Origin of the sequence: Cupriavidus oxalaticus (genome assembly GCF_004768545.1) — a bacterium.
Lineage (GTDB): Bacteria > Pseudomonadota > Gammaproteobacteria > Burkholderiales > Burkholderiaceae > Cupriavidus > Cupriavidus oxalaticus_A.
On sequence record NZ_CP038635.1, the window covers coordinates 3,228,482 to 3,254,287 of the forward strand.

The following is a 25,806-nucleotide window of genomic DNA, read 5'->3' on the forward strand; positions in this document are numbered from 1 at the left end:
GCCAAGGGTGGCCGGTGATCGGCTCGCGAGCAATTGAGTAAGCTGCCGCTCGTGGTGAACGCTCCCCTCCCGCGAAGTGGGAGAGGGGAGCAAAGCCTCAGTCAGCGAAAGCCAGCGTACTCAGTCCAGCGAAATATTGTTCGCCTTGATCACCTTCCCCCAATGCTCCCGGTCCGCCTCGATATACCGGTCGATCTCCGCCTGCGTGCGCGGCGGCTGCACGATCAGCCCGAGCGCGCTGAAGGTCGCGCGGAACTGCGGGTCCTTCAGCACGTGCGAAGCGGCCGCCTGCAGTTTGGCTACGGCTTCAGGCGGCGTCTGCGCCGGCACCGCCAGCCCGAACCACGTCGCTGCCTGGAAATTGGGATAGCCGCTCTCGGCCACGGTCGGCACGTTGGGCAGCACCTCCAGCCGGGTGCGGCCGGTGACCGCCAGCGCCTTGAGCTTGCCGGCCTTGATATGCGGCAGCGAGGTGCTGACCACATCGACCATCAGTTGCACGTCGTTGGCCAGCAGCGCCGCCAGCGCGGGCGCGCTGCCGTTGTAGGGCACATGCGTGACGTTGATGCCGAGCTCGGTCTTGAGCATCTCGGTGGCCAGCTGCAGCGCGTTGCCCAGCCCCACCGATGCATAGTTGAGCTTGCCGCCGGACGACTTGGCGTAGGCCGCGAATTCCTTGATGTTGCCGGCCGGCACCTGGGTGTTGGTCACCACCACCAGCGGCGCCTCGGCACCGATCGTGAAGATCTTGAAGTCCTTGGGCGGATCGTAGCTGATCTTCTTGTACAGCATGGGGTTCAGCACCATGCTGCCGTTGGTCGCCAGCACCATGGTGTAGCCGTCGGCGGGCGCGCGTGCCACGCTGTTGGTGCCGATCATGGTGGCGGCGCCGGGGCGGTTTTCCACCACCACGGTCTGGCCCAGCTGTCGCGACATGCCGTCGGCGAGCGCGCGTCCGAACTGGTCGGTCGAGCCGCCCGGCGTGTACGGCACCACCAGCTTGAGCGGCCGGTCCGGATAGGCGGCCAGCGCGGCGCCGCCCCACAGAGCCAGTGCGCATCCGGCGCCGGCTGCCATCGCGGCGAGCCAGGCCCGCCGTCCTTTCTTGTCCTTGTGCATCGCGTCTCCTCCTGTGGTTATCTCTGTATCGCCGCGCTGCCCGGTAGACTCAGACGCGCCGCTGGCGGCCTTCCCAGTATCGGTCACGCAGCCGGCGCTTGGCGAGCTTGCCGGTCTCGTCGCGCGGCAGCTGCGGCTCGACCACGATGCTACGCGGCACCTTGAAGCCCGACAGCCGCTGGCGCAGCCATTCGATGACCTCGGCCTCGCGGATTTCCACGCCCGGCATCGGCTGCACCATGCCGAGCAGGCGCTCGCCGTACTCGTCGTCGGGGACGCCGAACACCACGCAGTCGGCCACGCCGGGATAGCGCACCAGCTCGTGCTCGATCTCGGCCGGGTAGATGTTGACGCCGCCGGAGATGACCATGTCGGACGCGCGGTCGCAGATGAACAGGTAGCCGTCGGCGTCGACGTAGCCCATGTCGCCCAGCGTCACCAGCCCGCCGCGGTCGATCGCGCGGCGCGCGGCATCGTTGTTGCGGTAGCTGAAGTCGGGATAGGCGGGCTGGCGCACGTAGACCAGGCCGATCTCGCCCGGCGCGCACTCGCGGCCGTCTTCATCCAGGATGCGCAGCTGCGCGTCGTCGACCGGGCGGCCGGCGGTGCCGGGACGCGCGGCGGCGTCTGCCGGCGTGGCCACGGTGATCATGCCGGCCTCGCTGGAGGCATAGGTCTCGTGGATGATCGGGCCGAACCAGTCGAGCATGGCGCGCTTGACCTCCGGCGCGCACGGCGAGCCGGTCGAGGCGACGAAGCGCAGCGACGACAGGTCGTACCTGGCGCGCACCTCGGGCGCCAGCTTGAGCAGGCGCACGTACATGATCGGCACCAGGTAGACCACGTCGATGCGGTGCTTTTCGATCAGCGCCAGCACCTGCTCGGCGTCGAAGCGCGGCGTGATCACCAGGCGCTCGGCCATCTGCAGCGCGTTCTGGATAAACGAGCTGGGCGCGCTGTGATACAGCGGCGCCGACATCAGCGCGCGGCAGCCCGGCTCCAGGCCGTAGGTCTGCCGCACCAGCGAGCGCGCGCGCGCCTGCTGCGCTTCGAGCTGGTCCAGCGGGACCGGAGCGCGTATCACGCCCTTGGGCCGGCCGGTGGTGCCGGACGTGTAGGCCATATGGCCGCGCGGCGCCACGCGCGGGCCGTCATAGGCCGGCTGCTGCGCCAGCCAGCCTTCATATTCGGTCGCGCCCTCGGCGCTGCCGCCGACCGACAGCACCGTCATGCCGGCGGGCACGGCGTCACGCACCGCGGCCAGCAGGTCGGACTGAACCAGCAGCACCTTGGCGCCGCTGTCGGCCAGCAGGAAGCGCACCTCTTCGGCGGTGAAGTGCCAGTTGATCGGGCAGTAGTAGCAGCCGGCGGTGCGGCAAGCGTTGACCACGTCGGCGTAGGCGGGATCGTTGCGCAGTAGCACGGCGACCACGTCGCCCTGCTCAACGCCCAGCCGGCGCAGGCCGCCGGCGAGTTGTGCGCCGCGCGCCACCAGTTCGTCGGCGGTGCGGTGCATGTCTTCAAACCAGAGGTCCGTGGCCATCCGTTGTCTCCCTTTCTCGCTTAGCTGACTATCAGCTTGCCACTGTATCGGCACGGTCATTCATCGACAATCACGCGCAGCGGAATCACAATGTTGCGCCAGACTCGACAATCCCACAGGCAATCCCGGATGGACCTCAACCTGATCCAGGCCTTCGTCGATATCGTCGACGCCGGCAATCTTGCCGAAGCGGGCCGGCGGCGCGGCGTCACGCGCTCGCAGGTCAGCCGCCAGTTGCGCGAGCTGGAGCACCAGGCCGGCGCCCAGCTGCTACGCCGGACCACGCGCCGGCTGGAGCTGACCGAGCCCGGCCACGCGCTGTACCAGCACGGCGTGCGCATCTTGCAGGAGGTGACTTCGGCACAGGCGGAGATCGACAGCCTGGGCAAGACCCTGCGCGGCCATGTGCGCGTGAGCGTGCCGACCGGGCTGGGCGACGCCTATATCGCGCCATTGCTGCTGCGTTTCGCCAAGCTGCATCCCGGGATCACGCTGCGGGTGTTCTTCGCCAACCGCGTCAACGACCTGATCGCGGCCGAGATCGACGTGGCGCTGAAGGTCACCTCGGCACCGCCGCTGGACCATGTGGCGCGCGAAATCTGCGATATCCGCTGGCAACTGTATGCATCGCCGGATTACCTCGCGACCATTCCGCCCGTGCGAGTGCCGCCGGACCTGGCGGGGTGCAGCTTTCTTTGCCCGCCCTATACGCCGCGCCAGTTTGCGCTGTCGTTGTACCGCGAGGGCCAGCGTGTCGACGTGGCGCTGACGCCGACGCTGCAATCCGAGCACTTCCTGTTCCTGGCGCGCGCGGTCAGCGAGGGGCATGGCATCGGCCTGCTGCCGGTCTATATCGGTTGGGAGGCGGTGCAAGCCGGCACGCTGGTGCCCGTGCTGCCGGACTGGCGGCCGGAAGGACTGGGCAACCGGCTCTACATCATCACCACGCCGAACCTGCATCCGTCGATGGCCACCCGCGCGCTGATCGGCTTCATGCGGGAAGAGCTGGGCAAGATCGAAGTCTTTGCAGCCTGAAGCTCGACATGGCCGGCAGGTTCAGCCAGCGCCGCCCCGTTGGCGACGGTGGCCGGTAATCGAACAGAATCCCCTGCGGCCCCCTCCCGATGCTGAACGAACTTTCATTCTGCAAGCTATGCTTCATGAAACTTGCAAATTGAAAGCAAGAGACCGACCGAGGCGCCGAGACCATGCCACCCACCCCAACCGATTTCACTTCCATGCCCTGCCCGGTCGCCCGATCCATGGCGGTGCTGGGCGAGCGCTGGGCCATCCTGGTGCTGCGCGAGGCCTTTTACGGCAGCACGCGCTTCGACGAGTTCGAACGCAACCTGGGCATCGCCCCCAATATCCTCAGCGCGCGGCTCAAGACGCTGGTGGCGCACGGCCTGCTGGCCCGCGTCACGCCAGAGGGCGGCGGCCGCCATGTCTACCGGCTGACCGACAAGGGCCGTGACTTTTTTCCGGCCTATGTCGCGCTCAAGGCCTGGGCCGACCGCTGGATGACCGATGAGAAAGGTCCGCTGACGCTGCTGCAGGACCGCCGCACCGGCCAGGAAATCGCCGAGCCCGCACTGGCGCGCGCCGACGGCACGCCGATCACGCTGGACGACGTGCGCGTGCTGCCGGGCCCTGGCGCCGGCCGCTTCCTGCAGCGCCGCTTCGGCGAACCCGACAGCGTGGGCCACGGCGCGGAGCACGGACATGAGTGAAACCGGCGCCTTGCCCGCCGGCACCGTACCGGCCGAGACAGTCCCCGCCACGGAACTCGCCCGCCGCATCGGCCGCCTGGCCGGCCCGACCGCGCTGATTGCGGTGCTGCAGGCGGTGGGCCAGCTGATCGAAACCTGGCTGGCCGCGCGCCAGGGCACCGCCGCGCTGGCGGGTTGGGCGGTGGTGCTGCCGTTTGCGCTGCTGCTGCAGCAGATGTCGGCCGGCGCCATGGGCGGCGGCGTGGTCGCGGCGATCGCGCGGGCGCTGGGCGCCAACAAGCGCGAGGAAGCCTCGGCGCTGGTGATGCATGCGCTGCTGATCGCGGTCACGGCCGGGCTGGCCTTTGCGGTGGTGCTGGCCGGCTTCCCGCGCGGGGTGCTCGGCGCCGTGGCCGGCGGCACCGCTGCCGAAGCTGCCGCCAGCTATGCGATCTGGCTGTTCGGCGCTGGCGCGATCCCGGCGTGGCTGGCCAATACGCTGGCCTCGGTGCTGCGCGGCGGCGGTCGCCATGCGCTGGCGGCGCGCGTGCTGGCGCTGATGTGGGTGGCCTTCCCGGTGCTGGCATGGCTGCTGGCCGAACCCGCCGGCATGGGGCTGGCCGGCATCGGCGCCGCGCTGGCCGCGGTCTCGTGGGCCGCGGCACTGGCGATGGCGATCGTGGTCGCACGCGGCGGCGCCGGCTTCGTGCCGGTGCTGCGGGTGCGGCCGTCGTGGGCGCTGTTCTCGCGCATCCTGTCGGTGGGGCTGGTGGCGTGCGCGCTGGCGTCGGTGGCCAACCTGACCACCATCCTGGTCACCGCGCAGCTGCGCCATCATGGCACCGCGGCGGTGGCGGCCTATGGGATCTCGGCGCGGCTGGAATTCCTGATGATCCCGCTGGCGTTCGGCGTGGGTTCGGCGCTGACGGCGCTGGTCGGGCGCGCGGTCGGTGCGGGCGACTGGCATACGGCGCGCCGCACCGCTTGGGTCGGCGCCTTCCTTGCGCTGGCGATCGCGGGTACGGCCGGTGCGGCGGTCGGGCTGGCGCCGGTGCGCTTTGCCGGCCTGTTCACCAACGATGCGGAAGTCATCGCCATCGCGGCGCGCGCGCTGTCATGGGTGGGGCCGGCGTTCGGCGGCTTCGGGCTGGGAATGGCGCTGTACTTTGCCTCGATGGGCGCCGGGCGGATGCGCTGGCCGGTGGCGGCGGGGCTATGCCGGATCGCGCTGGCGGCGGGGGGCGGCTGGGTGCTGGCGAATGTGTTCGGGATGGGGCTGGACGGGCATTTCCTGGGGGTGGCGCTGGGAATTACGGCGTATGGGGTGGTGACCGCGCTGGGGGTCAGGCAGGGGGAGTGGTCGGCGCGGTAGGGATGACTGTCGCATCCCGCCGGTTTGGTCATCTTTCCCGCTGAGGGGAGAGTGAGAACACCTTGCTTGGGCCAGCTCGGGCGGCTTGGAGCACCCAACACCGTCGGCTTCGGCTTCGGTCCTACCTCGCCAGCACCTTCGCATCCCCTTGCATCCCCGCCTCGCGCACGGCCTGCGGCACCGACGGCCAGCCGCCGCCCAGCGACTTGTACAGCGCCGCGGTGCTGGTCAGCACGTCGACCTGGCCCTGGATCGCCGCCAGTTGCGCATCGAACAGCTTCTCGCGCGCATTGGTGACCTCCAGGTAGCTCGAATACCCGCCCTCGTACCGGGCAAAAGCCTGGTCGGCATAGATGAACAGGCTCTGTTCCTGCCGGCGCAGGCTGCCCAGCCGCGTGCGGGTCTCGACGCCGTTGGCCAGCGCGCTGTTCACATCCGCCAGCGCCGCGAGCACCGTGCCCTGGTAAGCGAACATGGCCTGGTTGCGCTGCGCGGACGCGGTCTGCACCTGCCCGCGGATGGCGCCGCCCTGGAAGATCGGCTGGGTCAGCCCCGCGCCGAACGCCCACACCCGCGACGCGCTGTCCCACAGCGCGCCCGGCGACGCCGCCACGGCGCCGAACAGGCCGCTCAGGTTGACCGCCGGCAGGTACAGCGCCTGCGCCGCGCCCAGCTGCGCATTGGCGGCGATGGCGGCCTGCTCGGCCTGCAGCACATCGGGCCGGCGCGAGAGCAAGGCGGCCGGCAGGTCGGCGCCGACTGGCGGCGCCTGCAGCTCGTGGATCGGCTTGCCACGCTCGATCGGGCCCGGCGGCCGGCCCAGCAGCACCGACAGCGCGTTCTCGGTCTGCGCGATGCTGGCACGCAGCGGCGGGATCGAGCCCTCGGCCACGTAGTAGTCATTCTCGGCCTGTGCCAGTTCAAGCTGCGAAATCACGCCGCCTTCATAGCGCTGGCGGAAGATATCCAGCCCGCTCGCGCGCGATGCCAGCGTCTGCTGCGCGACATCGAGCTGCGCATCGAGCCCGCGCAGCGTGGCATACCCCTGCACCACGGAAGCCGCCAGCGCCAGCACCACGCCGCGGCGCGCATACTCGGCATTCCACAGGCTGGCCTCGGCCGCCTCGGCCTGCCGGCGGATGCGGCCCCACAGGTCGATCTCCCAGTTGGCGTTGGCCAGCAACTGGTAAGTATTGCCGGTGCCGCTGCCGAACTGCGTGCTGTTCAGGCTGCCGATGCTCTGGCGCGCGGCCGACGCGGAAAGATTGAGCTGCGGGAAAAAGCCGGCGCGCGCCACCATCAGCTGGCCACGGAATTCGTCGATGCGTGCGGCGGCGATGCGGATATCGTAGTTGCCTGCCAGCGCCTCATCCACCAGCGCGTTCAGCACCGGGTCGCTGAACTGGTTCCACCAGTCGCTGTCGGCGGCGATCGCCAGCGCGCCGGTGTCGAGCCGGTACTGCGACGCGTCCGGGGTCTCGGGGCGCTGGTAGTTGGGGCCGATCGCGCAGCCGCCCAGCGTTGCCGCCGCACAGGCCGCCAGCATCCACACGCGCGGGCTCATAGCGTTTCTCCGGCCGACGGCGCGGTGGGTGGAGTAGTGGGTGGCTGCTGTGCATCGCCGGCCTTGGCGGGCTTCCTGGGCTTGCCTTCGGACATGCGCTCCAGGCCCCAGAAGAACATCGGGATAAAGAACAGCGCGATCACCGTCGCCCCGAGCATGCCGCCGATCACGCCCGTGCCGAGCGACTGCCGGCTGGCGGCCGAGGCGCCGCTGGCGATGGCCAGCGGCACGCAGCCCAGGATAAAGGCCAGCGAGGTCATGATGATCGGCCGCAGGCGCAGCTTGGACGCGTGGATAGCGGCATCGTAGGCGCTCAGCCCCTCCTTCTCGCGCATTTCCACCGCGAACTCGAAGATCAGGATCGCGTTCTTCGCCGCCAGCGCGATCAGCACGGTCAGGCCGATCTGGAAGTAGACGTCGTTCTCCATGCCGCGCATCAGGATGCCGAGCAGCGCGCCGAACAGCGCGAACGGCACCGCCAGCAGCACGCCCAGCGGCAGCGACCACTTCTCGTACTGCGCCGCCAGGATCAGGAACACCATCAGCAAGGCAAAGGCGAAGACGTAGACCGCGGTGGAGCCGGCGGTCTTTTCTTCATAAGCCTGGCCGCTCCAGGCATAGGCGTAGCCCGGCCCCAGCACCTCCTGCGCCACCTCCTCCATGGCCGAGATAGCCTGCCCCGAGCTGTAGCCCGGCGCGGCGTCGCCCATGACCTTGGCGGCCGGGAAGTTGTTGAAGCGTGTGACGATGTCCGCCCCCGGCACATACTTGGTGGAGGTCACCGCCTTGATCGGCACCATCTCGCCGTTGTGGTTGCGCACGTAGACCTTGTCGAGGTCTTCCGGGCGCGAGCGGAACTCGGGCTCGGCCTGCAGGATCACCTGGAACAAGCGGCTGTTCTTCGGGAACTGGCTCACGTAGAGCGAGCCGAACATGGTCTGCAGCGCAGAATAGACGTTCTCGACCGGCACGCCCTGGGTCTCGGAGCGCTCCCGGTCGACTTCGACCAGGAACTGGCGCGAGCGCGAATTGATGGTGGAGTTCACGCCGGTCAGCTCCGGCCGCTGGCGGGCCTTGGCGATGAACTCGTGGACCTTCTGCTCCAGCTGCTGGTAAGTCCCGTCCGCTGTGCTCTGCAGCCAGAACTCGAAGCCGCCGGTGGTGCCCAGGCCCGGGATCGAAGGCGGATTCAGCGGGATCACGACGCCGTCCTGGTAGCGCGAGAATTCCCGCATCGACTTCTGGATCAGGTCGGCCGCGGACTCGCCCTCGCCACGCTCATGGAAGCCCTTGAGCGTGATGAACAGCGTGCCGGCATTGGCCTTGTTCTGCGAATCGATCAGGCTGTAGCCATCGACCGTGGCCACCGATGACACGCCGGGCTGCCTGGACAGCCAGGATTCGGCCCGGCTCGACAGCGTCTGGGTGCGATCCAGGCTGGCCGCGTCCGGCATGACCACCGCGCCGAACAGATAGCCCTGGTCCTCCACCGGCAGGAACGAGGTCGGGATGCGCATGAACATGACCACGCTGACCGCCACCATCGCCAGGATGATGGCGATCGACATCACCGTGCGCCGGATCACGATCTGCAGCGACCTGTCATAGCCGGCAATGAGCCGGTCGAAGGAATTGTTGAACCAGGTGAAGAAGCGGTTCTTCTTGTGCTGGCCGGGCTTGAGCAGGATCGCCGCCATCGCCGGCGACAGCGTCAGCGCGACCACGCCGGACAGCACCACCGAGACCGCGATGGTGATGGCGAACTGCTTGTACAGCTGCCCGGTGATGCCCGACAGGAACGCCACCGGGATGAACACCGCCAGCAGCACCAGCACGATCGCGACCACCGGGCCGCTGACCTCGTCCATCGCCTTCTTGGCCGCCTCCTTGGGCGGCAGGTTGAACTCCGTCATGTTGCGCTCGACGTTCTCGATCACCACGATCGCGTCGTCGACCACGATGCCGATGGCCAGCACCATGCCGAACAAGGTCAGCATGTTCACCGAGAAGCCGAACGCGCTCATGCCGACGAAGGCGCCGATGATCGACACGGGAACGGCCAGGATCGGCACCAGCGTGGCGCGCAGGCTCTGCAGGAACAGGAACACCACCAGGATCACCAGGATCACCGCGTCGCGCAGCGTGTGCACCACCTCGTCGATCGACTCCTGCACGAACTCGGTGGTGTCGAGCGCGATCTCGTACTCCAGCCCGGGCGGAAAGCTCTTCTTCAGCTCCGCCAGCGTGGACCGCACCTGCTTGGCCACATCCAGCGCATTGGCTCCCGGCTGCTGGTACACCGCCAGCAGCGTGGCGGTCTTGCCGTTGTAGCGGCTGCGCAGCGAGTAGTCCTTGGACCCGAGCTCGGCGCGGCCGATGTCCTTCAGGCGCACCAGCGCGGCGTCGCCGGACTGCGCGCGCAGGATCATGTTGTCGAACTCGGCCGGCTCGGTCATGCGGCCCTTGGTGGCGATCGGGAAGGTCTGCTGCACCGGCCCGGTGGTCGGCGACTGGCCGATGCGCCCCGCGGAGAACTGCTGGTTCTGGTTGGAGACCGCGTTCTTGACGTCCTCGGTGGTGATGCCCAGCGACGCCATGCGGTCGGGCCGCAGCCAGATGCGCATGGCGTAGTCCGGGCTGCCGAAGATCGACGACTGGTTGGCGCCGGGAATGCGCTTGAGCGCATCCAGCACGTAGATGTTGGCGTAGTTGCCGACGAAGGTCTGGTTGTAGCTGTTGTCGGGCGAGTAGATGGCAATCACCATCATGAACGCCGACGACCGCTTCTGCACCGAGACGCCCTGCGCCGTCACGGCATCGGGCAGCGTGGGCAGCGCCAGGTTGACGCGGTTCTGCACGTCCACCTGCGCGAGCTCGGGGTCGGTGCCGATCTCGAAATACGTGGTCAGCGTCAGGTCGCCGGTCGAGGAACTCGTCGAGTTCATGTACATCATGTGGTCGGCGCCGTTGACCTGCTGCTCGATCGGCGCGGCCACGTTCTGCGCCACCACCTCGGCGCTGGCGCCGGGGTACTTGGTCGTGACCGTGATGGACGGGGGCGTGATATCCGGGAACTGGGCGATCGGCAGCTTGGTCAGCGCCACCAGGCCGCCCACCGTGATGATGATGGACAGCACCGATGCGAAGATCGGCCGGTCGATAAAGAAATGGGCAAGCTTCATGGCTTGCCCCCGGTGGAGCCCGCCGCCTGCTGCGCGCCTGCACCGGATGCAGCCGGAGCGGCCGGAGTGGCCGGAGTGGCCGAGCCCGCGGCAGCAGGCTGGGCACCCGTGGGCTGGGCACCGCTGGCCGCGCCATGCGCGGCCAGTTCGGTCGCCGGCACGGCCTTGACCGTCGCGCCCGGCATCAGCCGCACCAGGCCGCTCACCGCCACGCGCTCACCGGCCTTCAGGCCCGAGCGCACCACCCAGTTGGAGCCGGTCCATTCCCCCACGTCGACCACGCGCTGCTGCGCCTTGCTGTCCGGGCCGATCACCCAGACCGTCTGCCCGCGCGGGCCTTGCACGATGGCTTCCTGCGGCACGGCAATGGCCTGCGTGCGCATCGCGCCATGCACCTTGACCCGCACGAACTGGCCCGGCCTCAGCGTGCCCTGCGGATTGGCGACCTCGGCGCGGACCAGGTAGGTGCCGGTTTCCTGGCTGAACGAGGCGTCGGCGAAAGCGATCCTGCCGTGGTGCGGGAACTCCGTCCCGTCGGCCAGCACGATGACGATGTCGAAGGCTTCCTGCGCCGGGTACCGGACCGCCCCCGACTTCTCCGACGAGCGGAACGACAGCACCTCGTTCTCGGACAGGCTGAAGTTGACCCACATCGGATCCAGCTTGGCGACATAGGTCAGCAGGCTGTTGGTGGTATCGATATAGGAGCCCACCTGCCGCTTGGCAAAGCTCGACAGGCCCGCCACCGGCGACTTGATCGTGGTGTAGCTCAGGTTCAGTTTGGCATTGATCACATTGGCGCGCGCCTGCTCCACCGCGGCTGCTGCCTCCTGCTCCTTGCCGGTGGCGTCATCCAGGTCGCGCTGGCTGAGGGCATTGCGCGCCGCCAGCGGGCGCACGCGGTTCAGGTCGGCGCGTGCTGTATTCAGGCGCGCCTGCTGCTGCGCCATTTCGGCCTCGGCCGCCTTCAGCGTGGCCTCGAACGGCTTGGGATCCATCAGGAACAGGGTCTCGCCCGTCTTGACCAGGGCGCCTTCCGTATAGACCCGCTTCTCCAGGAAGCCATTGACGCGCGCACGTATCTCCACCTGCTGCGAACTCTGGGTCTGGCCGACGAAGTCATAGACGAGCGGCACGTCGCGCAGCGCCACGGTGATGACACCCACCTCGGCTGCCGGCGGCGCCACCGCCGCCGGTTTCTCCTTGCTGCAACCCGCCACCAGCAGCAGGGCCAGCAGGCCCGCCACGCCGCACCCGTTAAGCATTGTCCTCACAAAGCCTCCTCCGCCAGCAACCATGGCCGCCCCCGATGCCGGACGCAGCGGCGCCCGCCGCCGATCCTGTGCCTGTTCAGGCAGGTTAAGGCGCGCCCATGGACGCGCCAATTCAATCTTTCTTGTGCCCGTGTTTACTCATTTCGACAGCCGGGACCGGGCTGGCGGCAGTTGTCCGGCCACCGCTTCAGCGCCGGAATCCGCCATGGAAGCCGCCCCCGCGGAAGCCACCGCCGCCAAAGCGCCCTGCGCCCTGCCAGTGCTGCGCCATGCCCTGCCAGCGCTGCTGGCCGACCTCGCGTGCCTGGCGCTGCGACTCCAGCCGGCTGGTGGCGTCGTTGTTCGGCTGCACCGGTTCCCAGCCGCCGGCGGTGTGTTTCTGCCAGCCGTCGTCGGTGTGCTGGTACACGGAGCCGTCGTGGCCGGCGTAGACGTTGCCGTTGTTCCACACCAGGGCGTTGTCCTTGCCGGGGTTGGCGACAAAACCGCGGCTGCCGGCGGTGTGCGCGCCGGTCCGGGTGTTGCCGGCAATACCGGCCTCGCCCGCGCCGATGCGGCCGGTCTGCGCGTTGTAGCCCGCCGCCTGGCGTCCGGCCGCGTAGTCGCCGGTATAGGTGTTGCCGACCACGCCGCCGCGCGCGGCGCCTTCGCGGCCGGTCGACGGTTTGGCGAACGAGCCCTGGTGGCCGGCCGCGTAGTTGCCGGAATATGGGTTGAACGCCGCGCCGCGGCTGCCCTGGTAGCGCGCGCCGGTCGCCGGGTTGATGCCCGAGGCCGCGCTGCCGCGCCACTCGGTGCCGGTCCAGGCATTCCAGCCTTGCGCATGCGTCACCGTGCCCTGCCCCCAGCGGCCATAGAAATTGGCCTGGTTCACATTGACGTAGTTCCAGTTAAACGGGGCGCCCCACCAGTACGGTCCCCAGTACGGCGACGCCGCACCCCAGAACGCACCCGCGGCGAAGCCGAAGGCAAACCCCTCGGCCATGCCGACGCCAAAGCCTGCGCCGTATCCATAGGTAACCGGGTAGCCGTAGTAGACCGCGCCGACGTAGGCCGGATAGACGTAGCCGGTGCCGTACACGACCGTGCCGTCGGGGCTGACCACCACGCCCATGTAGCCGGGGGTGTAGCCGACCACGACGGTGTCAGGCGTGACCGAGTAGATCCGTACATAGGTCACGTAGTGGAGCGGCGAGGCCGGCGGGATGGTGTAGATCGCCGACGGCACCTCGGTGGCGACGCGCCACGGTCCCGACGGTGCGGGCGCCGCGAACCAGACACCATTGGCGACCGCGTAGTAGTGGCTGGCATCGACCTCGATCACCGGCGTGCCCGTGTTCGCCGCATAGCTGAGCGAGGTACCGGTGATCGGCGTAAAGCGCGGCGCGCCGTCGTAGGTGACGTTCAGGCTGCCCTTGCTGCGCGAGACCGTGGCGGTCTGCGGGATGGTGGCGGCGATCTCGGCCTCGCGCGCCTGCGGCGTGCCCGGCACCGACACCAGCACGTTGGCCTTGGGATCGGTCGTCGGGATCTTGGCAAAGTCGGCCGGCAACTCGCGGCCAGGCACGTATTCCCACGGCCCGGTCAGCATCGGCGCGCGGAACCAGCGGCCTGACACCAGCACGTAATACTGGTTGGTGGCCGGGTCGACGAAGATGGCGTGATCGGCGTTGGAGACCGTCAGCAGGCCCACGCCACTGACCGGCGTCATCTGCGGCGCGCCGCTGGTGATCACCAGCTCGGTCGGCCGGGTGGCGAAAACGATGGCCGGTGCCCGCGCCGGGCGCTTGCCGTCCGCGGGCAGCATCGCGTCCGGTTTCATGCCGGCGGCGGCCTTGGTGGCGGCATGCTCCAGCGCCTTCGGCACCGTCGTCATGACCTCCCATGCGCCGCCCGCGGATTCCGAGCGGTACCAGTAGCCAGCGGCCTTCAGGTACAGCTCGCCGCCCGACTCGCGCAGCAGCAGGGCGCGGCTGTTGAGCGCGCGTTCATATTGCGTGCCGGCAACGGCGCGCCAGGCGGGGTCGCCGTCGACCAGCACCAGCAGTGTCGGCGTGGTCGCAAACAGGATCTGCGGGGCGTCGTTGCGGACCGGCACGCGGCCGGCGCGGGCCAGCTGCTGTGACACGGCATAGCTGGCCTGCAACTGGTCCAGCGGCACCGTCAGGCCGTTGGCCGGCAGCCGGGACACCAGCGCCTGGCGTACCCGGTCGGCGGCGTCCGGCCTGGTGGGGACTTCCACGCTCTCGATGCGCAGCGCACTCAGCTGCACCAGCCCGGACGGCTTGTCGATATCGGCGGTGGCCGAAAAATGCACGACGCCGTAGGTAGGCGAGCCGCTCTTCTCGCCTACCGCCACGGCGGCACGGCCCGACAGGCGGTTGCCGTCCCATGTCTCGACCTGCGGCTGGTACAGCTCGACATGGTCGTTGGCGGCGTCGAAATTGCGCGGCCAGGCCAGCGCTGCGGCGGTTGGCTGCGGTGGCGTAGCGGCCTGCAGCGCGAGGGGCGCGAGCGCAAGCCACGCCGCCACGATCAGGGCGCTGGTCTGCTTGAGGCGAAAAGGCATGGCTTTCTCCAGCGTGGAGGGCACGATGCAGCACAGCAGGCGGCCCATGCTGGCAATCTAAATTAGGCCGGACAGGCGAACAATCGCATTTGAAAACATTCAGGGCGCTTGCAAAAAAAGACAGATCGGGCCGTCTGCGTGCATGATGCACCGCCCCTGCGGCGCCTGGTGGTCAGGAAGACACCGAGGCGCGATGCGCCGTTGCGCCAGCCACCAGCCGCCGCCCTTGAAGCGACCGCGCCACGGCCTCATCTTCAGTGTTTCCCTGGCTATTGCCGCGCCCCATGCCTCCTCGCACCACGATCCTGACTGCCGCGCTGATCACGGCGCTGCTGCACGCCTACATCGGGCTGCGCCTCTTGCCGGCAATGCCCGTGCCGATGCTGGTCAAGATGCTTGCTGTTGTCTGGCTCGCCCTGTCTTGCGCGCTGCTGCCCGCCGGGCTGCTGGCGCGGCGCTTCAGCCAGCCGTGGGCGGACCGGATTTCCTGGATCGGCATGCTGGCAATGGGATTCTTCTCATCCCTGCTGGTGCTGACGCTGGCGCGCGACGTCGCGCTGGCCGCCGCCTGGCTGGCGGGCAAGCTGCTCGGCTGGCAGGCCGCCGGACTGGCATCGGGCAGCGCCCTCGCCGTGCCGCTGCTGGCACTGCTGGTCACGCTGGCCGGCTATATCAACGCCCGCCGCGTGGCGCGCGTGGTCGAGGTCGACGTGCCGGTGGCCGACCTGCCCGAGGCGCTGCACGGCTTCACCATCGCGCAGATCAGCGACATCCACGTCGGCCCCACCATCAAGGGGCCTTACCTCGACCGCATCGTCGAGCGCGTTAACAGCCTGCAGCCGGACGCCGTGGCCATCACCGGCGACCTGGTCGACGGCACCGTGCGCGAACTGTCCGCGCATACCGCGCCGCTGGCGCGGCTGCAGGCGCGCCATGGCAGTTACTTCGTCACCGGCAACCATGAGTATTACGCCGGCGCGCAGCCATGGATCGACGAACTGCGCCGGCTCGGCCTGCGCGTGCTGATGAACGAGCACGTGGTGGTGGAGCACGGTGGGCAGCCGCTGGTGCTGGCGGGCGTGACCGACTACTCCGCCGGCCGCTTCCATGAAAGCCACCGCAGCGACCCGCACCGCGCCATCGCCGGCGCTCCGGCGCAGGCCGGCGTGCGCGTGCTGCTGGCGCACCAGCCACGCACTGCCGCCGCCGCCGCGGAGGCTGGCTTTGACTTGCAGCTATCAGGGCATACCCACGGGGGGCAGTTCTGGCCGTGGAACCTGTTCGTGCCGATGCAGCAGCCGTACACCGCGGGGCTGGTGCGGCATGGCGCGATGTGGGTCTATGTGAGCAGGGGGACGGGGTACTGGGGGCCGCCGAAACGGTTCGGGGCGCCTTCGGAGATTACGCGGTTGCGGCTGGTGCGGGCGTAGGACTAAGCAGCATCGCCAATGCGCTCGCGAGCGTTACAGCCATAAAAAAGCCATAAAAAAACCAGGCCCGCAGGCCTGGTTCTCTTTCACACTCAGCAGTACCTTACCGCGCAATCGGCTTGTACCGAATCCGCTTCGGCTTGGCCCCTTCTTCACCCAGCCGCTTCTTCTTGTCCGCCTCGTATTCCTGGTAATTGCCCGGGAAGAACTCCACATGCGAGTCGCCCTCGAACGCCAGGATGTGCGTCGCGATCCGGTCCAGGAACCAGCGATCGTGCGAGATCACCATTACGCAGCCGGCGAACTCCAGCAGCGCATCTTCCAGAGCGCGCAGCGTTTCCACGTCGAGGTCGTTCGACGGCTCGTCCAGCAGCAGTACGTTGCCGCCGGCGATCAGCGTCTTGGCCATGTGCAGGCGGCCGCGTTCGCCACCCGACAGCGTGCCGACCTGCTTTTGCTGGTCGCCGCCCTTGAAATTGAAGCGGCCGATATAGGCGCGCGACGGGGTTTCGTAACGGCCAACGGTCAGCACGTCGGCGCCGCCGGAGATTTCCTCGAATACGGTCTTGGTGCCGTCCAGCGCATCGCGGCTCTGGTCGACAAACGCCATCTTCACGGTCGGCCCGATCTTGATTTCGCCGCTGTCCGGCTGTTCCTTGCCGGTGAGCATCTTGAAGAACGTCGACTTGCCGGCGCCGTTCGGACCGATGATGCCGACAATGGCGCCCGGCGGCACCTTGAAGCTCAGGTTTTCGATCAGCATGCGGTCGCCGAAACCCTTGCTGACGTTGTCGAACTCGATCACTTCGTTACCCAGGCGCTCACCGACCGGGATGAAGATTTCCTGGGTTTCGTTGCGCTTCTGGTATTCCTGGCTGTTGAGCTCGTCAAAGCGGGCCAGGCGCGCCTTGGACTTGGCCTGGCGGCCCTTGGGGTTCTGGCGCACCCACTCCAGTTCCTTGTGCAGGGCCTTCTGGCGCGCCGACTCGCTGGCCTCTTCCTGCTTCAGGCGCGCTTCCTTCTGGTCCAGCCACGAGCTGTAGTTGCCCTTCCAGGGGATGCCCTGCCCGCGGTCCAGCTCCAGGATCCACTCGGCGGCGTTGTCGAGGAAGTAGCGGTCGTGGGTCACGGCCACCACGGTGCCCGGGAAGCGCGTCAGGAACTGTTCCAGCCAGTCGACCGACTCGGCATCCAGGTGGTTGGTCGGTTCGTCGAGCAACAGCATGTCGGGGCGCGACAGCAGCAGGCGGCACAGCGCCACGCGGCGCTTTTCACCGCCGGACAGGTGGCCGATCTTCGCGTCCCACGGCGGCAGGCGCAGCGCGTCGGCGGCGATCTCCAGCTGCAGCTCGACGTTGTTGCCATCGCTGGCGGCCAGGATGGCTTCGTACTTGGCCTGGTCGGCGGCAAGCGCGTCGAAGTCGGCGTCCGGCTCGGCATAGGCGGCGTAGATCTCATCGAGCTTCTTGCGCGCCTCGAACACGCCGCCCAGCGCCGCCTCCACCGATTCGCGCACGGTCTGCTCGGGATCGAGCTGCGGCTCCTGCGGCAGGTAGCCGATGTTCAGGTTCGGCATCGGCGTGGCCTCGCCCTCGATCTCCTTGTCGAGGCCGGCCATGATCTTGAGCAGCGTGGACTTGCCCGAGCCGTTCAGGCCCAGCACGCCGATCTTGGCGCCGGGGAAGAACGACAGCGAGATGTCCTTCAGGATGTGACGCTTGGGCGGAACGATCTTGCCCACGCGGTTCATGGTGAAAACGTACTGTGCCATGGGTGCGTGTTGGTGTTGGTGCGGGAATGGCGGGAGTGTATCAGGCACGCCGGCGCGCGCTGCCGGCCCCAGCCAGCTTTGGCCCCCGCCGGTACAATGGCAGGTTCGACTTTCCGCTGATTTTCCGAGCCATCGCCATGAGCAGACCTGCCCTGACCCTGAAGTTCAAGTGCAAGAAGTGCGCGAAACCCGTCACCCTGTACCTGCAGAAGACGTCCGCGTGCTCGCACATCACCCCGTACCAGGGCTTCTGCAAATGCGGCGAGATGATGCGCCACGCCACCGGCGACAAGGATGCAGTCGAGTCCTTCGTGAACTCGCTGGACAACAGCTGGATGCATCACCATCACCACTAAGCAGGCTGCAGCAGTGACGGAAACCTGGCGCCCCGCCGGCAAGGACCCGATGCGCTTCCTGGGCGGCTATCCGCCCGAAGTGCTCGACCAGGTGCGCGAACTCGCCGCCGCCGGCCGCCTGGGCGACCACCTCGCCCGCCGCTATCCCGGCCGCCATACCGTGCAGACCGATCGCGCGCTGTACGACTACGCCACCGAACTGAAGCAGGAATTTTTGCGCAGCGCGCCGCCGCTGCATAAGGTCGGCTTCGATGCCACGCTCGACTCGGCGCACAAGGCCTTGGGCCTGCACACCGCGATCTCGCGCGTGCAGGGCGGCAAGCTGAAAGCCAAGAAGGAAATCCGCGTGGCGTCGCTGTTCAAGGAAGCGCCGACGGAATTCCTGCGCATGATCGTCGTGCACGAGCTCTCGCACTTAAAGGAGAGCGACCACAACAAGGCCTTCTACCGGCTCTGCGAACACATGGAGCCGCGCTACCACCAGCTGGAATTCGACACGCGCCTGTGGCTGGCGTGGCGCGAACTGGACAAGGCGGGAAGCTAGTTACAGCTTCTTCGCGAATCGTCGGCCGGATTGGCGAAGTCGCATTACCGCCGGCAACGCGGCGGTAATGCACCTCCGCTTGGTGTGACTGCGAGCCCTCAATGAACCTGCATGCCGCGCATGGCATGTATCCGCTCATGCTGCCGCTTCAACGCGTCATATTGGCGCTGAAGTGTCGCGCTGGCATCGGGTGGCAGTGTCTTCATCATGACGGACTGATACTCGCGCCTGGCGGCATCTTCCTCGTGCTCGCACATTCCCAGCACGGCGTCGTCGTTGTTTGGCTGCAGCATGTGACGGAACGCCATCCAGCCACGGAACAGCGTGCCATTCATGGTGCCCCGGTCGGTCGGCCGGCCGCCCATGGCACTGACCATCGATTGCAATTCCTTCACCGACGCCCGGTAGGTGTCCGCCGTAGCGGTCAGGATGTCGCGAAGCTGTGCATCGCGCACTTCACCGGCACCGCTCATGCAGGCCAGTTCGCTGTCCTTGCCAGCTTCGATCAGCTGGTTCAGCGCCAAGACAGTTTGTTGCTGGTTGTCGCCCATGGCATTCTCCCAACACGCATTCAGGCGACGCGCAGCTTTGGCGCCGCCAGGTAAGCCAAAGGAGGAACCGCCGCCGCGTAACCGGCCGTGAGAGCGGCGTCGCAGACGCCATCGACATGAATCAGCTGGTTCGCGCCGGGCCCCGTTTGCCTGCTCGTTCAGAGGTAAGGCGTGACTACATGATAGGAGATGGCTGAAGCCCGGCGGGATGGCGCCGGCGCCACGATCCCAAGGGGCTATGCTTGAGCGGCAGCAGGAGTACAAGCGGATCATGCGCCATCCACACCTTCAGCCCGGCGCACTCTGGCCGGCCCTCGTGCAGCGCCCCCCTCCCCCAGAGGGCGGCGACAGCGGAGCCTTAGACGGGCCGTTCACCTTTGCCTGTCGGCACCCCCGCCCCCGAGCGCCTCAAGCAGCGGCCGCAAGGCATCGAGTTCCGCGCCGAAGCCGGCCCAGTCCCCTGCTTTCAGGCGCTCGATGGCGCGGTCATAGTGCGCGAGTGCCTCGCGCGCACGGGTGTTCGCAGCGCCCTGCTCAAATATCGCCACCGGGGCGGATCCCCCGAAAAGGGCCGCAAGGGCCGCGCCCAGGGTGTCCTCCATGGCCACGCGATCACCATAGGCGGCGATCACCCGCTTCAGTTCGGGTAACTGGCCGGACTCCGCGCGCAGGTAGAGCGGCGAGACATAGAGGATGGAATTCTCGATCGGCACGACCTGCAGATGGCCGCGGATGACGCGCGAGCCCATCTGGTTCCACAGCGAAATCTGCTGCGAGATCTCGGTATTCTGCTGGATGCGCGCCTCGATCTGGAACGGCCCGTAGACCAGCTTCTCCTTGGGGAAGGTGTAGGCGACAAGCTTGCCGTAGTTGGGCGGATCGGAGCGCGCCGCGAGCCACGCGATCATGTTCTCGCGCTGGCTGGGCACCATCGGCAGCATGAGCACGAACTCGGCGCTCGCTTCCTCAGGCAGCCGCAGGATCATGTAGTAGGGCATCATCCGCTCGGCGGGCGTGTTCCCTGCGCTCATGCCCGACAACTGGCGCGGGAACTCCCAGAGATCCTCGCGGTTATAGAAGACTTCCGCCGCTTCCATGTGGTAGGCGCGGTAGATCTGCGCCTGGACCAGGAACAGGTCTTCCGGGTAGCGGATATGCCGCTGCAGGTCCCGCGGCATTGCGCCCAGCGGCCTGAACATGCCCGGGAAGATGCGCTGGTACACCCGCAGGATTGGATCAGCGGGGTCGCTGACGTAGAAGTCCACCGTGCCGTTGTAGGCATCGATCACTACCTTGACTGCGTTGCGAATGTAGTTGTCGCCGTCGCCGGTGCCAGGCTGCGAGTAAGGGAACCAGCGGCTGGTGGTGTAGGCGTCCTGGATCCAGTAAAGGCGCCCGTCGCTTGCCACGATATAGGGGTCGCGGTCGAGGATGAGGAACGGGGCAATCGTGCGCACCCGGTCCCGGATGTTGCGATGGAGCAGGATGCGGCTCTGCGGCGTGATGTAGCCGCTCAGCAGGATATTGGGATCGTCGAGCTGCCAGGCAAACAGGACCCGGCGCGCCAGGCTGCCGACGTCGATGCCGTCGCGCCCGCGGTAGGCCGTATAGACGTTGTCCTTGCCCTTGGGGTAGTCGAACTCGGGCACACTGCCGTTGACGATGACATAGCCTTTGCCGCCTTCTCCGAAGTAGAGGCGCGGCTCGTGGATGACCGGGCCGCCGTCGGAGAGCGGTGGAATGTCATGCAGATAGAGCAAGGGCAGGCCTTCGGCGGATTTCTCGGTGACCGGCGACATGACCACGCCATTGCCATGGGTGAACAAGAGATGCAGGTTCACCCAGGTCTGGGCATTGGGCGGGATCAGCGCCGGCTCCAGCTCCCGCGCCGACAGCATGACCTGCTGGTAACCGGCGTCGAGTTGGTAGCGGTCGATATCCGTCGCGAGGAACTTGTAATAGGTCCTGATCTCCTGCAGCTGCGCATAGGTATCGCGCAGCGGCTGCAGGTCCCACAGACGGATATTGTCGATGGTCGGGCGATTGGCCTGGAGTGAGGCAAGATTCAGGCTCTGTTCGACCGGGAACGGCTTTGCCTCGATCTGCGTTACGCCATAGGCCTCACGTGTCAGCGCGATATTGTGTTCGAGGTACGGCGTCTCCAGTTGCAGTTCGTTGGGCTTGACATAGAATCGCTGGAACAGCGCCGGATAGACCGTGCCGAGCAGGAACGCGCTGCCGGCCACCAGGATTGCCCCGGCCGCAGGCACCCGGTAGTCCCGCCAGCGCAGATAGGCCCATGAAGCGGCGGCAGCCGCGGCAGACAGGCTGCACTGCAGCCACAGGACCGGCAGCCCCACATGGATGTCGGTATAGCTCGCGCCGACCACGACGCCGTTGTCGCCATAGAGAAGAAGGTAGCGGTCAAGCCAGTAGGACCACGCCTGCAACGCGAAGAACAAGCCCAGCAACGCGGCAGCATGGATAGCGGCCGCCGCTGAAAGCCCGCGCGGCGGCTGGACCAGCGCGATATCGCCGCGCAACCCATAGACCGCGCCGGCAATCACTGCGCAGCAGCCCAGCAGCAGGAGCAGCCAGTTCCTGAGTGCCAGATACGCAGGCAGCGAGAAGAAGTAGAAGCCGATGTCCTTGCCGAAGATCGGATCGGACTTTCCGAATGGAACCTGATTGATGTAGCGCAGCGCAGTGTCCCAGCTCGACAGCTCTCCGACGGCCATCAGCAGCCCTACAAAGACGGCAACGCCGGCAATGGCGGCGCGCCAGGGCAGGCGCATCGCCATCTCGCCGACCGGTTCGCCCCGGGCCTCCGGCGTCCAGGCCTGCGCCTGCCTCGCGCAGCGGTGCGCCAGCCAGCCCGATACCCAGATCGCACCCGCCGACACGCCGAAGACGGCAAGCAACAGCACCGCCTGGGTCGAGAATATGGTGCGGAAAACCCCGGCGTAGCCAACGGAGGTAAACCACAGCCAGTCAACGATGAGGTCGCTGACGCGCCCGGCAGCGACCAGCGCGACGATGACGGCCACTACCCAGGTCGCGGGGCGTCTCAGGCGCGTGGCATCCATCGCTGGCGAGCGCATCGATCATGCTCCTTTGCCGCACTGTCGTCCGTGACCTGCTTGCCTGTGCGATAGCTGCCGCGCGACAATGCGTGGGTCCGGGCGAATTGTGCAGTCTGATTCATTGTAGGCGAGACGATCGGGAGACAGCGAGCCGTGCCGCCGGGGAAGCCATGCAAAAGGCGCCAGCGCGCCGGCGTGGGCGGGTTGAGGGAGGAGGGGTTTCGGTGTTTGGCTATTTGCCGGCGAACGGCACTCAGGCAGGATGCGGCGTCCGTATGGGAATGCGAAGTGTCTTATCGAATCGCGAGCCAAGGCGCGAGAGACTGAGGCCGTCATCGAACAACGATGACCGGGTGTGGAAGCCCGCGTGTCACAGTTTGATAGTCGCCGTTGGCGACCTTCTTGCCCATTCGGGCTAGCCATTGCTTTATGGCGGGCCGGACGAGACAGCCGCAAGGCTGACCGGCATTGGCTGTGACACCGGGCTTCCACCCTCGTTGTCAGGCCCGCCGCCCTCCCCTCACGTCGCGCGGCAGGCCTTCATCCAACGATCGGAGGTCATATGTCGGGAAACTCGTTATCCACAGCGGCACGGCTGAATCTTGAGTCATTGGCGGCGGGCATCGAAGGCGTGCTTGGCATGCTGGACCAGTTGTGCGACGCATCCGAAGGCTGCTTCAGTGCGCTTTGCCTGCTTCGACTGTTGAAGGCGCAGCTGGAAGGCATATTGGCGGAGGAGCTTGCCGCCTGACGGCCTTGGCCGCTGAAGGCTTGCCAGTCCCACTGGTAAGCCCCTGCCCGCAGCCTTACAGGAACCCAATCGAGAACCACGGCACCAGCGTCAGCAGCAACAGCGCAATGCACAACGCCGCCATATGCGGCCACACGCGCGGCATGGCAACGTCCGGCGACACGCGCCCGATGGCGCAGGCGGCATAGAAGCCCACGCCGAACGGCGGCGCGAACAAGCCCAGCCCCATGGCGAAGATCACCACCATGGCGTAGTGCACCTCATGCACGCCGACCAGCCTGGCAATCGGAAACAGCAACGGCCCGAACAGCACGATGGCCGGGATGCCTTCCAGCAAACTGCCCAAGATCACAAAAGCCAGCGCCGACACCAGCAGGAAGCCAGTCTTTCCGCCCGGCACAGCGGACATGATGCTGACCAGGTCCTCCGCAAACCCGGACTGCGTCAGTGCCCACGCCATGGTGGTGGCACAGCCCACGATCAGCAGGATCGCACCGGACAACGCCGCGGTATCGAGCAGGATCGGATAAATGCGCCGGAGTTCGAACTGCCGGTACACCAGCAAGCCGGCCAGCACCGTATAGAAGATGCCGATGGTCGATACCTCGGTGGCAGTGGCCACGCCCTCCACCACCGCCGTGCGAATGATGACCGGCAGCGCCAGCGCCGGCAGGGCCACCACCAGCAATCTCAGCAACGTCCTGCTCGATGGCCGCACCATGCCGCCCCTGTCCTCCTTGCGCGTCTGCCACCAGACCACCAGTGCCATCATCGCCAGGCCGACCAGCGCCGGCATCAACCCGCCGATGAATAGCGAGGTGATCGACACGCCCGTGACCGACCCCACCGTGATCAGCACGATGCTGGGTGGAATCGTTTCCGACATCGCACCGGACGCCGACAGCAGGCCGATCAGGTCGCCATCCTTCGCGCCGCTCTGCTTCATCTCCGGGAACAGCGCCGGCGCGACCGCCGCCATATCGGCAGCTTTTGAACCGGAGATGCCCGAGACGATGTACATCGCCCCAAGCAGCACATACTGCAGGCCGCCGCGTACGTGCCCGATCAGGCTGACCAGGAACTGGATCATCGCGCGCGCCAGGCCCGTCATCTCGATCAGCCCGCCGAGGAAGATGAACAGCGGGACCGCCAGCAGGATCAGGTGTGACATGCCCTCCTGCATGCGGTTCGGCATGATGGACAGCGGCGTGGTCGTGGACAGCGCCAGGTAGCACAGCGTGGAGAGCCCGAAAGCGAAGGCAATGGGCACGCCGATGGCAACGCAGCCAACCAGCATCAGCAGGAAGAAAATCACCAGGTTGGCGTTGCCCAGTCCCAACAGCACCGGCGAGAGCAGCCACAACGCGCCAGCGCCTAGCCCGACCAGCAGGCCACTGAGGGCCACCTGCCTGCGGCTTGCGGTCTCCAGCAGGCGGATCGCGGCGGTCACGAGCATCAGCACGGTGCCGGCGAGCACCGCCCCGGCGCGCCAGGCTTCGCTGACCTCCAGGGTCGGCGTCAGCACGTCCACGTGTTCGACGAGATGTTCCCAAGCCGGCCGCACCAGCAGCAACAGGAACGCCACCACCATCCACATGCCACAGGCATCCAGCCATGCGCGCCGGTGCGGCGGCAGCTTGCTGATGAAGGTGGTGAGCTGCATATGCGCGCTGCGCTGCAGGGCAATGATGGCGCCGAGCATCGCCAGCCACAGGAACAGGATGCCGGCGAGTTCCTCCGTCCAGGGCAGCGGCGCATGCAAGGCATAACGCGCAAACGCGCCGCCCCCGAGGATCAGGGTCTCGGCCACGACGATCAGCGCGGCCGGAACCTCGACCACGCAGGCCAGGACGCGGCTCCAGCGTGCGCTGGCCGTGGAGGGGGTACTGGCGGGCCGGTCCAGGGTCTCGGCGGTGTGCTCCATCTTTGTCTCCTCTTGCATGTCGGCTTGATGGTGCCTGCTTCAGACCAGCGGCCCGGTGTATTTTTCCAGCATCTGCCATGCCTCGTCGCCAAACTTCTTGCGCCACTCGGCGTAGAAGCCCGCGTCCCGCAGCAGCTTGCGGAACGGCGCCGGATCCGGCCGGTTGAACTTAATGCCAAGCCGGGTCATCTCCGCCTGCGCTTCGACGTCGAGCCGCGCGATATCCTCGCGCTGCTTCAGCGCCGCGGTGGTGAAGCGCGTCGTCAGCAAAGCCTGCACCTCGCGCGGCAGTGCCTGGAATTTTCTGGCATTGCCGAAGATAAAGTGGCCGTCCCAGGTATGCGCGGTCATCGAGCAGAACTTCTGCACTTCATACAGCTTGCCGCTGCGGATCAGCGACAGCGGCGTCTCCTGGCCATCCACCACGCGTGTCTGCAGCGCCGAATAGAGATCGGCGAACGGTATGACCGTCGGCGCCGCGCCCAGCATCCTGAACATCGAGACCCACAGCGGGATCGCCGGGACGCGGATCTTGAACCCCTTCAGGTCCGCTGGCGTGTTCACCGGGCGGGTAGCGGAGGTGATGTTGCGATAGCCGTTGTCGAGGCACTTCTCGAACACGTGCAGGTTCACCTTGCCCAGCGCGCCCCGGACATAGGCGCCCAGTCCGCCGTCCATCGCGGCCCACACCGCGGCGTAGTCCTTGAAGGCAAAGGCCACACCGTTGATGCTGGCGGCCGGGACACGTGTCTGCAGGTTGGTGCTGGCCGTGGACATGAAGTCGATGGCACCGGCGAGGACCTGGGAGACCATGTCCGGCTCGCTGCCCAGCTGGCTATTGGGATAGACCTGCAGGTCGACCTTGCCGCCGGTGTCCTGGCGAATGGCCTCGGCGGCCTCCTTGATGCGAAGCGTGCCCGGATGGTCGGCCGGGAAGGCCGTGCCGTACTTCAGCCTGATGGTGGCGTTCTGGGCGAACGCGTTGCGCGCGGGCAATGCCAGCGCCAGTCCGCCGGCGGCGAGTGCGCCGAACTGCCGGCGAGTGAACCGATGGGCCATGATGT

General features: G+C 67.3%; 18 protein-coding genes. 7 read left to right on the forward strand and 11 right to left on the reverse strand.

Annotation, left to right across the window (positions count from 1 at the left end; genetic code table 11):
- Positions 1 to 120 precede the first annotated feature (120 nt).
- Both E0W60_RS25815 and E0W60_RS25820 read right to left on the reverse strand, forming a co-directional pair.
- Positions 121 to 1,119, reverse strand: coding sequence for a Bug family tripartite tricarboxylate transporter substrate binding protein (locus tag E0W60_RS25815; protein ID WP_195431023.1), 999 nt, complete (start codon positions 1,117 to 1,119; stop codon positions 121 to 123).
- 49 nt (positions 1,120 to 1,168) lie between these two features.
- Positions 1,169 to 2,662 carry an acyl-CoA synthetase gene (locus E0W60_RS25820; RefSeq protein WP_135706012.1) on the reverse strand — a complete coding sequence of 498 codons (1,494 nt, stop codon included), beginning with the start codon at positions 2,660 to 2,662 and terminating at the stop codon, positions 1,169 to 1,171.
- A gap of 129 nt (positions 2,663 to 2,791) precedes the next feature.
- Here E0W60_RS25820 and E0W60_RS25825 point away from each other — a divergent pair, with 129 nt between their 5' ends.
- The 3 genes from E0W60_RS25825 (at position 2,792) to E0W60_RS25835 (ending at position 5,743) form a co-directional block, all read left to right on the forward strand.
- Positions 2,792 to 3,697, forward strand: a complete 906-nt coding sequence (locus E0W60_RS25825) for a LysR family transcriptional regulator (RefSeq protein WP_133093494.1) — start codon at positions 2,792 to 2,794, stop codon at positions 3,695 to 3,697.
- Between the two features lie 173 nt (positions 3,698 to 3,870).
- Positions 3,871 to 4,392 (forward strand): winged helix-turn-helix transcriptional regulator, encoded by a 522-nt coding sequence (locus E0W60_RS25830; protein ID WP_135706013.1) that lies wholly within the window; start codon positions 3,871 to 3,873, stop codon positions 4,390 to 4,392.
- Positions 4,385 to 5,743, forward strand: a complete 1,359-nt coding sequence (locus E0W60_RS25835) for an MATE family efflux transporter (protein WP_135706014.1) — start codon at positions 4,385 to 4,387, stop codon at positions 5,741 to 5,743. Before E0W60_RS25830 ends, E0W60_RS25835 begins: the two co-directional genes overlap by 8 nt.
- Positions 5,744 to 5,864: 121 nt before the next feature.
- On the opposite strand, the gene E0W60_RS25840 is transcribed toward E0W60_RS25835, so the two are convergent.
- The 4 genes from E0W60_RS25840 to E0W60_RS25855 all read right to left on the reverse strand — a co-directional run bounded on the left by E0W60_RS25840 (position 5,865) and on the right by E0W60_RS25855 (position 14,332).
- Entirely contained in the window at positions 5,865 to 7,307 is a 1,443-nt protein-coding gene (locus E0W60_RS25840) for an efflux transporter outer membrane subunit (RefSeq protein WP_133093491.1), read from the reverse strand.
- Positions 7,304 to 10,489, reverse strand: coding sequence for an efflux RND transporter permease subunit (locus E0W60_RS25845; RefSeq protein ID WP_135706015.1), 3,186 nt, complete (start codon positions 10,487 to 10,489; stop codon positions 7,304 to 7,306). Before E0W60_RS25845 ends, E0W60_RS25840 begins: the two co-directional genes overlap by 4 nt.
- On the reverse strand, positions 10,486 to 11,754 hold the full coding sequence (locus tag E0W60_RS25850; protein ID WP_135706318.1) for an efflux RND transporter periplasmic adaptor subunit: 1,269 nt from the start codon (positions 11,752 to 11,754) through the stop codon (positions 10,486 to 10,488). The genes E0W60_RS25845 and E0W60_RS25850 overlap by 4 nt, the downstream gene beginning before the upstream one ends.
- Before the next feature lie 196 nt (positions 11,755 to 11,950).
- Positions 11,951 to 14,332 carry a carbohydrate-binding family V/XII gene (locus E0W60_RS25855; RefSeq protein WP_135706016.1) on the reverse strand — a complete coding sequence of 794 codons (2,382 nt, stop codon included), beginning with the start codon at positions 14,330 to 14,332 and terminating at the stop codon, positions 11,951 to 11,953.
- A 284-nt stretch (positions 14,333 to 14,616) separates the two neighbouring features.
- On the opposite strand from E0W60_RS25855, the gene E0W60_RS25860 reads away from it, so the two are divergent.
- Positions 14,617 to 15,762 (forward strand): metallophosphoesterase, encoded by a 1,146-nt coding sequence (locus E0W60_RS25860; RefSeq protein WP_133093488.1) that lies wholly within the window; start codon positions 14,617 to 14,619, stop codon positions 15,760 to 15,762.
- A gap of 103 nt (positions 15,763 to 15,865) precedes the next feature.
- Here the strand turns inward: E0W60_RS25860 and ettA are convergent, their stop codons facing one another.
- Entirely contained in the window at positions 15,866 to 17,533 is a 1,668-nt protein-coding gene (ettA, locus tag E0W60_RS25865; RefSeq protein WP_029048366.1) for an energy-dependent translational throttle protein EttA, read from the reverse strand.
- A gap of 137 nt (positions 17,534 to 17,670) precedes the next feature.
- On the opposite strand from ettA, the gene E0W60_RS25870 reads away from it, so the two are divergent.
- Entirely contained in the window at positions 17,671 to 17,889 is a 219-nt protein-coding gene (locus E0W60_RS25870; protein ID WP_133093487.1) for a hypothetical protein, read from the forward strand.
- Between the two features lie 49 nt (positions 17,890 to 17,938).
- Positions 17,939 to 18,433, forward strand: a complete 495-nt coding sequence (locus E0W60_RS25875; RefSeq protein ID WP_133093541.1) for a M48 metallopeptidase family protein — start codon at positions 17,939 to 17,941, stop codon at positions 18,431 to 18,433.
- 98 nt (positions 18,434 to 18,531) lie between these two features.
- Here E0W60_RS25875 and E0W60_RS25880 read toward each other — a convergent pair whose 3' ends face one another.
- Both E0W60_RS25880 and E0W60_RS25885 read right to left on the reverse strand, forming a co-directional pair.
- Positions 18,532 to 18,984 (reverse strand): PA2169 family four-helix-bundle protein, encoded by a 453-nt coding sequence (locus tag E0W60_RS25880; RefSeq protein ID WP_133093486.1) that lies wholly within the window; start codon positions 18,982 to 18,984, stop codon positions 18,532 to 18,534.
- Between the two features lie 371 nt (positions 18,985 to 19,355).
- Positions 19,356 to 22,085: a UPF0182 family membrane protein gene (locus E0W60_RS25885; protein ID WP_135706017.1), complete on the reverse strand. Its 2,730-nt coding sequence runs from the start codon at positions 22,083 to 22,085 to the stop codon at positions 19,356 to 19,358.
- A 544-nt stretch (positions 22,086 to 22,629) separates the two neighbouring features.
- On the opposite strand from E0W60_RS25885, the gene E0W60_RS25890 reads away from it, so the two are divergent.
- Positions 22,630 to 22,818, forward strand: a complete 189-nt coding sequence (locus E0W60_RS25890; RefSeq protein WP_135706018.1) for a hypothetical protein — start codon at positions 22,630 to 22,632, stop codon at positions 22,816 to 22,818.
- A gap of 55 nt (positions 22,819 to 22,873) precedes the next feature.
- Here the strand turns inward: E0W60_RS25890 and E0W60_RS25895 are convergent, their stop codons facing one another.
- Both E0W60_RS25895 and E0W60_RS25900 read right to left on the reverse strand, forming a co-directional pair.
- Positions 22,874 to 24,742 (reverse strand): TRAP transporter large permease subunit, encoded by a 1,869-nt coding sequence (locus E0W60_RS25895; RefSeq protein WP_135706019.1) that lies wholly within the window; start codon positions 24,740 to 24,742, stop codon positions 22,874 to 22,876.
- A 39-nt stretch (positions 24,743 to 24,781) separates the two neighbouring features.
- Positions 24,782 to 25,801, reverse strand: a complete 1,020-nt coding sequence (locus tag E0W60_RS25900) for a TRAP transporter substrate-binding protein (protein WP_135706020.1) — start codon at positions 25,799 to 25,801, stop codon at positions 24,782 to 24,784.
- Between the last annotated feature and the right edge of the window lie 5 nt (positions 25,802 to 25,806).